This is a genomic window from Enterococcus sp. AZ079 (assembly GCF_050547255.1).
In the GTDB taxonomy this organism is placed as follows: domain Bacteria; phylum Bacillota; class Bacilli; order Lactobacillales; family Enterococcaceae; genus Enterococcus_D; species Enterococcus_D casseliflavus.
The window spans coordinates 810,037-822,758 of the sequence record NZ_CP172955.1; the positions used below are offsets into that span (position 1 = coordinate 810,037).

The 12,722-nt window shown below is 42.8% G+C and carries 12 protein-coding genes; 7 read left to right on the forward strand and 5 right to left on the reverse strand.

Annotated features, from left to right (window positions below; genetic code table 11):
* The first annotated feature begins 187 nt into the window (after positions 1-187).
* From IGJ15_RS03880 to IGJ15_RS03900, 5 genes are all read left to right on the forward strand, one after another.
* On the forward strand, positions 188-1,174 hold the full coding sequence (locus IGJ15_RS03880; RefSeq protein ID WP_015510146.1) for an aldose epimerase family protein: 987 nt from the start codon (positions 188-190) through the stop codon (positions 1,172-1,174).
* A gap of 141 nt (positions 1,175-1,315) precedes the next feature.
* Positions 1,316-1,762, forward strand: coding sequence for a CopY/TcrY family copper transport repressor (locus IGJ15_RS03885; protein ID WP_060792542.1), 447 nt, complete (start codon positions 1,316-1,318; stop codon positions 1,760-1,762).
* A 37-nt stretch (positions 1,763-1,799) separates the two neighbouring features.
* Positions 1,800-2,009, forward strand: a complete 210-nt coding sequence (copZ, locus tag IGJ15_RS03890) for a copper chaperone CopZ (protein WP_005228873.1) — start codon at positions 1,800-1,802, stop codon at positions 2,007-2,009.
* 126 nt (positions 2,010-2,135) lie between these two features.
* Entirely contained in the window at positions 2,136-4,559 is a 2,424-nt protein-coding gene (locus IGJ15_RS03895; RefSeq protein WP_311902448.1) for a heavy metal translocating P-type ATPase, read from the forward strand.
* Positions 4,560-4,660: 101 nt separating this feature from the next.
* A complete protein-coding gene (locus IGJ15_RS03900; protein WP_010749742.1) occupies positions 4,661-5,188 on the forward strand; it encodes a hypothetical protein in 528 nt (175 codons plus the stop codon).
* A gap of 164 nt (positions 5,189-5,352) precedes the next feature.
* Here IGJ15_RS03900 and IGJ15_RS03905 read toward each other — a convergent pair whose 3' ends face one another.
* Positions 5,353-6,072 (reverse strand): DUF2087 domain-containing protein, encoded by a 720-nt coding sequence (locus tag IGJ15_RS03905; RefSeq protein WP_074536053.1) that lies wholly within the window; start codon positions 6,070-6,072, stop codon positions 5,353-5,355.
* A gap of 178 nt (positions 6,073-6,250) precedes the next feature.
* On the opposite strand from IGJ15_RS03905, the gene IGJ15_RS03910 reads away from it, so the two are divergent.
* Positions 6,251-7,420 (forward strand): pyridoxal phosphate-dependent aminotransferase, encoded by a 1,170-nt coding sequence (locus IGJ15_RS03910; protein WP_074536051.1) that lies wholly within the window; start codon positions 6,251-6,253, stop codon positions 7,418-7,420.
* A gap of 135 nt (positions 7,421-7,555) precedes the next feature.
* On the opposite strand, the gene IGJ15_RS03915 is transcribed toward IGJ15_RS03910, so the two are convergent.
* Both IGJ15_RS03915 and IGJ15_RS03920 read right to left on the reverse strand, forming a co-directional pair.
* Entirely contained in the window at positions 7,556-8,443 is an 888-nt protein-coding gene (locus IGJ15_RS03915; RefSeq protein WP_430599456.1) for an IS3 family transposase, read from the reverse strand.
* Positions 8,401-8,967 carry a helix-turn-helix domain-containing protein gene (locus tag IGJ15_RS03920; protein WP_016249831.1) on the reverse strand — a complete coding sequence of 189 codons (567 nt, stop codon included), beginning with the start codon at positions 8,965-8,967 and terminating at the stop codon, positions 8,401-8,403. The genes IGJ15_RS03915 and IGJ15_RS03920 overlap by 43 nt, the downstream gene beginning before the upstream one ends.
* Positions 8,968-9,161: 194 nt before the next feature.
* Between IGJ15_RS03920 and IGJ15_RS03925 the strand changes: the two genes are divergently transcribed.
* A complete protein-coding gene (locus IGJ15_RS03925; RefSeq protein WP_060792538.1) occupies positions 9,162-10,070 on the forward strand; it encodes a phosphate ABC transporter substrate-binding protein PstS family protein in 909 nt (302 codons plus the stop codon).
* Positions 10,071-10,217: 147 nt separating this feature from the next.
* On the opposite strand, the gene pnpS is transcribed toward IGJ15_RS03925, so the two are convergent.
* Positions 10,218-11,954, reverse strand: a complete 1,737-nt coding sequence (gene pnpS / locus IGJ15_RS03930; protein WP_231434850.1) for a two-component system histidine kinase PnpS — start codon at positions 11,952-11,954, stop codon at positions 10,218-10,220.
* A complete protein-coding gene (locus IGJ15_RS03935) occupies positions 11,951-12,658 on the reverse strand; it encodes a response regulator transcription factor (RefSeq protein ID WP_231434849.1) in 708 nt (235 codons plus the stop codon). The genes pnpS and IGJ15_RS03935 overlap by 4 nt, the downstream gene beginning before the upstream one ends.
* Positions 12,659-12,722 lie beyond the last annotated feature (64 nt).

Sequence of the window (12,722 nt, forward strand, 5' to 3'; positions counted from 1 at the left end):
TTTTTGCCGAGCAGCTGCGTATCAATGATTCTTAAAAATCAGTGGGGTGCTCTTGCCGCTTTTTTGAAGTGGCAGAAGCAAAGCCGTTTCCTGTCGAATTCTTCCGTCTTGAATTGACGGATCTAGCCCTAAACGTCTATACTTAAAAAGAGCAGCAGACTAATCAAAGAAAGAAGGATATGAACGAATGCCAAATGTGAAACAACTGACGTCAGAAAGAATGGGAACAATTTATGAGCTTTCCAATGATAGCGGTACCATCGTAAGGCTAAGTCCTGAAGGCGCACGCTTATTGGATTGGGTCGTTCCAGTAGAAGAAGGTCGCGACATTGTGGTCGGTTATGACACGATCGAAGGACATCGCCAAGCACGTTATTATGGCGCAACGATCGGCCCTGTGGCGGGAAGGATCGCAGGTACTCGCTTTGAGATCGACGGACAAGAATACCAAACGGAAGACAATGATGGCGGCAATACGCTTCATGGCGGTTCAAAGGGGCTGGATACTGATACATGGATCACTGAAACCTTTGAAGAAGCAGACAAAGCTGGGGTGATTTTTACTACCACACGGCAAGATGGCGATGGCGGGTTTCCTGGGAATGTTCGTTATCAAGTCACCTATACGTTGACGAATGACAATGAACTATTGCTTGCTTATGATGCCAACACTGACAAAGCGACTTTATTTAACCCAACGAACCACGGTTATTTCAATTTGACAGGTGATACCCAACAGCCGATCGATGACCACTTGGTTCAAATCAATGCCGAACATGTGGCTGAAACGAATGACGATGTGACGACGACCGGTGAAAAAACGCCTGTCGCAGGCACAAAGTTTGATTTTAGACAAGAACGCCCGATGGGAACGACGATGTTGGATGATCCGTTCTTATTAGACCATACGCAAGAGTGGGATCTAAAAGTAACCAGTCCCGATCAAAAAGTGCAGCTGACTGTAACTACTGACCGTCCTGCCGTTGTTATTTACACAACGGGTGAGGGAGAAGCTGGTGCATCAATGAAGACTGGTCCTTTTGCCAATCATGGCGGGATGGCGATCGAAACACAAGGTGTTCCTGGTTCTGAGAAATTTACCCACTTTGGTGAGATCGTGTTGCGTCCAGAAGAACCCTTCCACTCTGTGACGACGTATCAGGTCCACTTTTAAGCATAGGAACCAAATCATTTTTAATGAAATAGAAAAAAGCATTGTCAAAACGCAGAAAGTTTGGCGATGCTTTTTTTTGACAAAATACGATTACAGATGTAAACTTAAAAATGTGAATCACTTATGAAAGGAAGTGGACAAATGCAACCTGTGGTCGAACCAATCAAAATCAGCGATTCTGAATGGGAAGTCATGCGTGTGATCTGGACATTAGGACAATCCGACGCGAAAGAGATCACCGCTTTATTGAGCGAAAATAAAAATTGGAAAGCAGCAACGGTCAAGACGCTTTTAGGACGACTCGTCAAAAAAGGCGTATTGAAAACAGAAAGCCAAGGGAAAAAATTTGTTTATTCGCCGCTTGTTTCCGAAGAAGCAACCGTTCGCAGCGCAGCTGAGAATCTTTTTTCTCATATTTGTGCCAAAAAAGTTGGGCAGACATTAGCAGAAATGATCCAAGAAGCAGCATTGACGGCAGAAGATTTGGCGATGCTCCAAGCAGCAGTCGACCAAAAAGTGCCAGTAGCAGCGATCTCATGTAATTGTATTCCTGGTCAGTGCCAATGCAAAACCCATGCAACAAAATAAGTAGCCAACGAACTGTTAAAAGAAATGAGGAATCGTAATGAAAAAAAACATGCAAATCAGCGGAATGAATTGTGCCCATTGTGCCGCAAAAGTTGAAAAAGCGCTTAGTGAAGTACCGGGTGTGAAAAAAGCCAAAGTGGACTTGAAAAAAGCTCGCGGAACAGTCAAGTTTGACGAGTCGCAAGTGACAGAAACAGCCTTAGTCAATGCGGTCACCGAAGCGGGTTATCAAGGGGTATTTGAGTAAGCAATGGAATTGCTAAAGTGAAAATGAAAAATCAAAACAAATGAAAAGTGTCCAGCCGCTTGAAGCTTTTGTATGAAGGAGCAAGACTGTACGCACATTCAGTGAAATAGGAAGGGGAATACTAGGATGAATCAGAAAAAAACGTCTTCCGCAAGTAATAGTCAGACGTCAAGCCATCATAGGCATGAACCTGCTTTGAATGAGCGGGATAATGGTACACAGGGACAAGAGCAACATACGCAATCACAGCTGGCAGAAGTCCCTGAGCCTAGCCATGAGATGAATGGGATGGATCATCACAGGGCGACATCAAAACAGCAGGAGCATGAAAGCTCCGATAGTAACCATGGTCCTATGGATCATGAAGTGTCCAGCATGAACTATAGCCATAAGGACCATGAGATATCTGGCATGGATCACGGCCACAAGGACCATGAGATGTCTGGCATGGATCACGGCCACAAGGACCATGAGATGTCTGGCATGAACCATAGTCACATGAATCATGAGATGTCTGGCATGAATCATAGTCACATGAATCATGAGATGTCTGGTATGGATCATGGAATGGGTGGCATGGATCATAGTATGCATATGGGAAATTTTAAGCAAAAGTTTTGGCTTTCCTTGGTTTTGGCGATTCCAATCGTCATTTTATCACCAATGATGGGCATCGAATTGCCCTTTCAGTTCACGTTTCCCGGATCAGATTGGGTCGTATTGATTTTAGGAACGATCCTGTTTTTCTATGGAGGGCAGCCGTTTTTAAGTGGTGCGAAAATGGAATTGAAACAAAAAAGCCCAGCCATGATGACGTTGATTGCTATGGGGATCACGGTTTCTTATTTTTATAGTCTATATGCGTTTATCGCCAATCATTTTCTTGCTGTTCCTCATGTAATGGACTTCTTCTGGGAACTAGCGACTCTGATCGTGATCATGTTGTTGGGGCATTGGATCGAGATGAATGCCGTTTCTAATGCTGGCAATGCATTACAGAAATTAGCAGAACTATTGCCAAAAGAAGTGATTCGGAAAAATGCGGATGGATCAGAAGAACAGATTCCATTAGAAGAAGTGACCAACAAAACACAGTTGATCGTTCGCTCAGGAGATAAGATTCCTACAGACGGAACGATCCTTGAAGGAGAAACAACGATCGATGAGTCGGCAGTGACTGGTGAATCCAGACGGGTACCTAAAACCATCGGCAGTACTGTCATTGGAGGATCTGTCAACGGCAACGGTACCATCACGATGGAAGTCACAGGAACTGGGGAAGACAGCTACTTAGCGAAAGTCATGGAAATGGTGCGAAAAGCCCAAGCTGATAAATCCCGCTTAGAAGCACTTTCGGACAAAGTGGCAAAATGGTTGTTTTATATTGCGTTAGTTGCTGGTGTCTTGGCATTTGCTGTATGGCTGTTTGTTGCTGATCTACCGACTGCTCTTGATCGAATGGTCACGGTATTCGTCATTGCCTGTCCCCATGCGTTAGGGCTAGCGATTCCCCTCGTAGTTGCTCGTTCGACATCGATCGCTGCCAAAAATGGCTTGCTCTTAAAAAATCGCAACGCACTGGAGAATGCGCATCATGTTGATTATCTGATCCTCGATAAGACCGGTACGTTAACAGAAGGAACGTTTACCGTAACTGGCATCGAGGCGACAGGCAGTCTTTCTGCATCAGAAGTACTAGCTTACCTAGCAGGTCTTGAGAAAACCGCCAATCATCCGATCGCAGAAGGCATTTTAGCCGAAGCTGAAAAGGAAAACATCACAGCCAAAAAGGCGACTGATGTTCAAACAAGGACAGGGATTGGTCTGGAAGGCGTGATCGATGGACAAAAGTGGTTGATCGTCAATCAAAAAGGATTGGAGCAATTAGCCATTCAGTATCAAGGGAACTCCTTGAAAAATTATCAAGAACAGGGCAATACCATCAGCTATTTGGTTCATGACGGCAAAGTGGAAGGTATCGTCGCATTAGGGGATAAGGTGAAACCAGAAGCGAGTCAATTTATTCAAAAAGTGAAAGACTTAGGCATCACGCCAGTTATGGCTACTGGAGACAACCAAGAAGCGGCGCAAGCCGTAGCCGATTACCTAGGAATCGAAGCCTTCCATGCGGCAATGTTGCCAGACGATAAAGAACGTCTAGTCAGTGACTATGTCAAAGAGGGCAAGCGCGTCGTAATGGTAGGCGATGGGATCAATGACGCCCCAAGTCTTGCAAGAGCGACGATCGGGATTGCGATCGGAGCGGGTACCGATGTAGCGATCGATTCAGCCGATGTCGTTTTGACGAATAGCGAACCTCAAGACATCTTGCACTTCTTGACGTTGGCGAAAAAAACAAGACGTAAGATGATTCAAAATCTCTGGTGGGGCGCAGGATACAATATTTTTGCCATTCCTTTGGCAGCTGGCGTGCTCGCACCGATCGGGATCATTTTGAACCCAGCAGTCGGAGCTGTCTTGATGTCTATGAGCACGATCATCGTTGCCATCAATGCAATGACCTTATCAATCGAAAAAAGCGGCGATTAGCCGCTTTTTTGTTTCTTTTCCTAGGAGCAGTGAAATACCTCTATAATCTGCTTCTGGATTTATGCTATAATGTGTTCGTTGAGACAAGGAGGACGTTGATTATGGAACTGAAGAAATTGGATGTTCCCACTACTTCAATTACTGAAGTAAAAAAATCTCCGATGGATGTATTTAATCAAGCGCGAGAAGCAGGAACAGCAGTATATGTATTCAATCGTGAAAAAGTGGCGGGGGTCATGTTGACACAAGAGCAGTATGAAACGTTATTGCAGGAATTAGATTATTTGCGTCAGCGACCGATGATGGAAGAAGAACCCGAACAGCCGCCAGTGGCAGGGCTAGAGGAATTCTTACAAATCATGCGGCAAGCGCTGATCACCGGTGCGAGCATCTCGGCAAAAAATTTAGATGAGCGAATGGTGGCGCTAGGGTTCATCACTCGTAAAACTGGTTTTGGCGGTGTCGTTGACATGGTGAACGAATTGAAAGAAACAGGCAAGATCGTTTACCAGCTACGTAAAAAACAAGATGGTAAATCAGTGACCGCTGAAGTCATTGGAGAACAAGACAATCAAACGCAATTATTTGATAAATTGATCATCAAAAAAATCTTTCTAAAAGAAAAATAAACGCTGGAACTTGTCCCAGCGTTTCAGACGGTAGACAAAGTACGGATGATTTCGTACTTTGTCTTTTTTTGTTGTAAAAAAGTGGAGATTATTAACTTTTTTTTAACTGTGAAAGATACTGCTCATCCAACCAACAAAAGTTCCAGCCAGTTACAGACTAGGTTTTAAGTCAGCCAGTAAGTTTTCCCGTCTTTCGTCCGTTGCATAAATCCGTATTCGATCAAATAACGTCGGACAGTGACATAATCGGTGATCGCTTGTTTTAATACATCGTTGACAGCAGCTTCTGAATAATTTTTCTTCGGATCAAATTTTTGTGCCAGTACACTCAAGACAACAATCTTGCGCTTTTCTTTGCTGGGAAACTGTTTGATAAACCCCGTTTCATCAAAATAAGTGGCAATGATCTTTTCTCTTTCACTAGCCGTAATGGCATAGCGATCATCAAGCATCGTCGCCCCTTTATGAGGCGGCAGCAACGGGGTATCTTGCAACAAGGACATGATACTTAAAAAAACAGTCGCTTGTCGCTGTTTTTCTTTTAGTTTAAAGCGATGATTCCTGACAGTCGAAGAAGAGATACCTAAGCGCTGGGCAATCACAGTATCGCTAACATCTTGGGCAAACAGTTGTAAAATCTCCTGTTGGCTCTCTGATAAGCCTGTTTGTTCTTTGGGTAAAGCCAACAATGCGGACAAAACGGTTCCGTGATGGTCAGTAATATGCTGCATCATTCGTTTTTTTGCTGTAAAAAAGGCGCCATCAACGGGATAGATTTCTTCTTTGTCGAAGGTCTCCTGACAAAATACGCAACAATATTCCGTTGGTGTTGCGACATATCCTTGCTGATAATCAGAAATGGTAAACTCTTGATAAGGTTTCATTTTGGGTTCTCCTTTTATTGTTTAGATATATACTAACATAAATTTATTTCGTTTGTAAATGAGCAAACGAATTTATCGTTATTAGATTAATTTCATCCGTTGCTTAAAATTGTCGCCTTTTTGTGTTAGGATTAACAACAATAGCGAATGAATTTGCTTAATTCAAAGGAGTGATACTATGGCAGACGTAAGCCAACGCTTCAATCACGAAGTGTACAATATAGCTGTTTCATTGATTCGTAAATTTGATGAACGGGTTTCTTCAATTCCTGATATTTTAAAGTTAACGTTAGGCGAGCCGGATTTCAACACACCGGAGCACGTGAAAAAATCGGGTGTCCAAGCAATCGAACAAAATTTCAGCCACTATTCTGGAATGGCAGGCTTAGCAGATGTTCGGCAAGCAGCCAGCCTCTTTTTGAAAAATAAATATCAGCTTGATTACGACTTTCAATCAGAAGTATTAGTGACGATCGGTGCAACGGAAGCAATCTCAGCTTCTTTATTAGCCACGCTGGAACCTGGTGATAAAGTGATTTTACCAGCACCAATTTATCCAGGCTATGAACCAGTCATCCATTTAGCTCATGCCAAACCGATTTATCTTGATACGACGGATAATGACTTTGTTTTAGCGCCAGAAGTTTTAGAAGCAGCCTTAAAAGAACATGGGGAGCAAGTCAAGGCAGTCATTTTAAATTATCCTAGCAATCCAACAGGGGTTGTTTATACCCGAGAACAAGTCAAAGCATTGGCAGAAGTTTTAGAAAAATACCCCGTTTTTGTTATTAGCGATGAAATTTATAGTGAGTTGACTTATGATGAAACCCATGTGTCCATTGCTGAATACTTGCGGGATCAAACGATCGTGATCAACGGCTTGTCGAAATCACACGCGATGACTGGTTGGCGCGTCGGCTTCATTTTTGCACCAGCAGCGTTGACTGCTCAGATCATTAAGGTCCACCAATACTTAGTGACCGCGGCCTCAACGATTTCTCAAAAAGCCGCAGTGCGGGCATTGATCGAAGGCATCAATGATGCAGAAGTCATGAAAGCCGATTACCGTGAACGCCGAGATTACTTGTTTGAAAAGATGACTGCCCTTGGTTTTGAAATGGCGAAGCCATCTGGTGCATTCTACATTTTTGCCAAAATACCAGCAGGTTTCAACCAAGATTCCATGGCTTTTTGTGTCGACTTAGCCGAAAAGAATCAATTAGCAATCATTCCAGGGATCGCCTTTGGTCCCGAAGCAGAAGGCTATGTTCGTTTAAGCTATGCGGCAAGTATGGAGAACTTGGTGGAAGCGATGGATCGCTTGACACGCTATATGCAAAGCAAATGATTCTACAGACATTTCTTTAGTTCATAAGTGTTAGATAAAGTAAGCCCCCTCTGATGGATGCTGTAGTGACCCCAAAAAGTTAGACTTTTATGGAGTGGAGAAATCCACTCCTTTTTTGTACGATAAGATTAACTGTTAGACAGCTGTTTTTACAGCTTCTCGAAACTGAACCGGACTTCGCCAATTTAATTTCTTTTTGATGCGTTTATGGTTGTAATAATAGATATATTGGTCAATTTTTGTTTTCAATTCATCTAAACTCCGATAGACTTCTCCATGAAAAATCTCTTGCTTTAATAAACCAAAGAAGTTTTCCATAGGTGAGTTATCTAAACAATTCCCTTTACGAGACATACTCTTGAAGATTTTATGCTGCTTCAATTTATTCTTATAAGCATTCATTTGATAGGCCCATCCTTGATCTGAATGGAAGGTTCTACGAAATGGACAATCATTTGTCATCTGGATTGCTTCTTCTAATCCTTCCATTATGGCTAGTGCGTTTGGTTTTTCAGAAATCCGATAAGATAGAATTTCACTATTGTAGAAATCCATGAAAGGATCTAAATACAGCTTTTTCTGACGAACGACACCTGTGGTGTCTACTTCATAATACTTAAACTCTGTGGTATCAGTTGTAATTTTTTGGTGACAGATATTTTTATAAAACCGACGATGAATACGATTTTTGGCGACAGTGCCAACCTTCCCACGATAAGAATTGTACCGTCGAGATTTTCGAGTGTAAGACTTTACTTCGATACCTAGTTTTTTTATCAGACGTTGAATCTTCTTTTTATTGACATGAATCCCTTGATTCTCTAATTCTTTTTTTAGTCGCAGACAGCCATAGTCTTTATGCTCTTTGCGAATTTCAAGCATTTTTTCTTCAATTTCTTGGTCTGGGTTTGGTCTGTCAAACCGTTTCTGCCAATACATATAGGTTGCTTTAGGAAATTTCAATGTTTCAAGAAGCTCAACTAGTTTGAATGATCCTCGGAGGCTGGCGATGATTCGTGCGATTGATTCTTGCGTCTTTGCTGGGCTTCCTGTTTTCGCAGCTTCCTCAACTCTTTTAAAAAGGCATTCTCAATTTGAAGGGATCGGACTTGCTTTTCTAATGCCTTGATACGCTCGCGTTCTTCAGTTGTTGTATTTTCTTTTTTGTTTTCTTTTTTTCTAGTCAAAGTAAGTGGTCGCCCTTTCTCTTTTGAGAGCCCCTCAATACCTGCTTCTCTGAAATTACGCATCCAATTGGCAATAAGCGCAGGGTTGTTCATTTCTAAAGTGCTAGCAACTTCTCGATAGGACATCTCACTTGTTTGATATAACTCTAGCGCATTTAACTTAAATTGAACAGAATATTTCTGATTTTGATGCTTTCTCAATAGACCTTCCTCTCCGTATTCACGATAGGCATTCACCCAATTACTTACTTGAGACTTGCTTGAAATACCGTATTTGTTGGCAAGATACCGATATCCGCCCACGCCACTAAGATATTCTTTAACGATTTTTAGTTTTAATTCAAAAGGATATTTTGCCATACAAATAACGACCCCCAAAAGTTAGATTTTTTTGGTCTAACTTTTGGGGGTCGCTTCATGCAGCGGGGGCTTTTTTAGGCAATCGACGAACTTTACAAAATATTTACATCGCTTTATCGATTCTTTACATGAAATCCATCAAGGGTTTACACCGCCTTGCTAAACTAAGCATATAACGAAAGGAGATTTACTAAATGAAAAAATTGGGACTTTTATTTTTTGCAACTGGATTATTATTAGCTGGCTGTGGGAGCGGTGGCGCAAGCACTGAGAGCAGTCAAGCATCAGGCGGATCTTCATCAGGTGCCGCATCAAATGAAAATGTAGAAATTTTAGCTGTGGGCTCAACGGCATTGCAACCCTTGGTTGAAGCAGCAGGTGAAAGCTTCTCAGCAGACAATCCCAATTATACAATTACGGTTCAAGGTGGCGGCAGCGGAACTGGCTTAAGTCAAGTAGAAGCAGGCGCGGTGACGATCGGCAATTCCGATGTGTTTGCGGATGAAAAAGATGGTGTGGATGCTAGCAAATTAGTTGACCATAAAGTAGCCGTAGTTGGTATGGCACCAGTGGTAAATAAAGACGCAGGCGTTACGGATCTTAGCCAACAAGAATTGATCGATATCTTTACAGGCAAAGTGAAGAATTGGTCTGAACTAGGCGGAGCAGATCAAGAAATCTCTGTAATCAACCGCGCATCAGGCAGCGGTACGAGAGCGACCTTTGAAAAATGGGGCTTAGATGGTGCAGAGACGATCCAAACACAAGAGCAAGATTCTTCTGGAACAGTCCGTAAAATCGTTGCTGAAACACCAGGAGCAATCAGCTACCTTGCTTTATCCTATTTGGACGATTCGATCCAAGCGCTATCTCTTGATGGGGTAGAAGCGACTCCTGAAAATATTGCAGATAACAAATGGCCAATCTGGTCTTACGAGCATATGTACACGAACGGCGAGCCAGATGCAAACGTCAAAGCCTTTCTTGATTACATCATGACAGACGATGTCCAACAAGGAATCGTTATCGAATTAGGTTACTTGCCAATCACTGATATGAAAGTAGAACGCAGTGTAGACGGCGAAGTAACGAATGTTGAATAGTGAAATGACCGAAGAAGGAGAATGCTCCTTCTTTTTTTGTGTTTAAAGCATCAAGAAGATGCTATTGACTGATGCTTCATTTGGTAATGAAAAACAACTACAAAAACAGCCGATAACAATTATTCACCTGTTATCGGCTGTTTTTTATCAATAATCATCTTTTTCATGAAGCGGCAAAGTCACCGTAAAGGTAGAACCAATTTTGGGGAAACTGTCAACCTTGATGCTGCCACCTAATAATTTGGTATAGTCTTTAACGATAGCCAGCCCAAGTCCAGTGCCGCCAGAATTGCGGGCGCGGGCTTTGTCCACCCGATAAAACCGCTCAAAAATCCGTTCCTGATCTTCTTCATCGATGCCGATGCCTTGATCCTGCACTTGAAATAACAGCTGGTCGTCTTGCTCTGAATAGGATAATGTGATGACACCACCAGGTTTTGAATAGGTGACAGCATTTTCTACCAGATTTTTTACGATGGGCTGCAGCAGCTCTTTTTTGGTAGATAAAATGAAGGGTTCGGGTCCTTCAAATTGAAAGGTCAATTGCTTCTTAGCAGCTGCGGGACCATAGGTTTGAACGACTTGTTGCAGCAGCTCAGAAAAGTTGATCGGTTGGTCGACATACTGGAAAGAATCACTGTCTTGAGACAGTTGGATGATATCTTGTATTAGATTTTTCAAGCGATAAGCATCTTTTTGAATGATCTCTAAAAAGGTCTGCAATGTTTCTGGGTCTTCTTTGGCGCCGTCCAGCAGTGTTTCGGTAAACCCAATCAAGGAAGTTACCGGCGTTTTTAATTCATGGGAAACATTGCCGACAAAATCTTTTTGCATTTTTTCTAATTGTCGGATGCGCGTCAAGTCATAAGAAATACCAATCAACTGGTTTTCTTGGAAGCTTCGCAAGGTAACATCCAAGACTTTTGAGCGTTCCCCGCTAAGGGTGGTTTCCGCATGGAAAATAGGGGTCTCGTCGTTAAATTGATAGATCAATTGGATCAGTTGTGTGTCATGAATCACTTCAGTGAAGGGCTGCGGCAAGGTTGGCGCAGTTTCCATCCCCAACTGTTCTTGCATCGTCGGATTCAACAGCAGCAGTTGATTTTCTTCATTAATGATAAAGACACCGATCATCAGTTCACTGAGCAAGCCGTACAGCTGTTGTTCAGATGCCGCATAGGCACGATAGGTCTGGCTCATTTGTTCGCTCAGCTGATTGATCAGTTGATACAACTCGTCATGTTCAGGGGTTTCTTGCATAATGATTGCTTGTTGATCGGGCGAGGTGATCATTTTTTTTACGACGGGCAGAATCGTTTGGATTGGACGATTCCGCTGACGCAGCGTGTGAAAAATCAGCAGGCTGATCAAGAAACAAAAGACAAGATAGACAATCAAGATCGATTGCTTGATTCCTTGGTTTTTCGCAAAAAAAGCAGCAGTCGGTTCTGCGATCCGCAAGATTTGAGTTAAGTTTCCATCTTCTTTGACAGGAATCGCCACGTAAAGCAATTCTTCATGCAAGGTGTCGCTTTCCCGCAACGATTGACCAACGGCGCTTCCGCGCAAAACGGCTTGAACTTCTGGACGATCGGAGCGGTTTTCATGGAGGGTATGATCATAAGTATCGAAAATGATTTGGCCTTGATCATCTAACAAAGTGATGCGGCTATTGCTATCTTGAACATAGGCATAGGCAAATTGTTCGAGCGCTGCGGTTTGGTTATCTGAGAGATTCAAAAACACAGCGGCTTTCTCTTGCAGAAAATCCACTTGCTGGGCGATGACTTGCTGACGGTAAAAACTGCTTAGAACTTGCCAACACAGGAAAAAAATCAGCAATAGACCGATTGACCATAAACCATAGCCATAGCGTTTTTTCATTGGGGCGGCTCCTGAAATTTATACCCAAATCCTCGAACGGTCACCAAGTATTCTGGACGCTTTGGATCAGCTTCCAATTTTTCTCTTAAATGACTGATGTGAACATCCACGATGCGACTTTGTCCATCAAAGTCAAAATTCCAAATACGATTGAGTAAGGTATCGCGATCGATCACGCGGCCTTTACGTTTCATAAAGTAAACCAGCAGCTCGAACTCTTTCGGGGTCAGGAAGATTTTCTCCCCATCCACACTGACCTGGAAATTGGTCAGATCGGCTTGAATTCCGCCGATTTGCAAGATTTCTGCAGGTTGATCTTCTTCTCGTGCTTGTTGACGAGGTTCTAAGCGACGGAAGATGGCCTTCATTCGAGCCAATACTTCTCGAGGGCTGAAGGGTTTCGTCAAGTAGTCGTCAGCCCCGATCTCTAAGCCCAAGATCCGGTCGATCGGATCATCTTTTGCGGTCAAGACGAGGATCGGTGTCTCGATTTTTTCTTGACGTAATTTCTTTGTGATTTCGATACCGTCCAAATTCGGCAGCATGACATCCAAGATGATAAAGTCAAAAGGTTTTGACAACGCCAAGTCGAAGGCTTTTTGACCATCTGAGGCGGAAACGACTTGGTAGCCCTCTTTTTCTAAATTAAAGGTTAAAAGTGTGACGATTGAAGGTTCATCATCGACAACGAGTATTTTTTTCATGATAGACTCCTTTCGTTTCTTTTTTTCAAGAAACGATTAAATTTCAACGAACAAGTCCTATTTT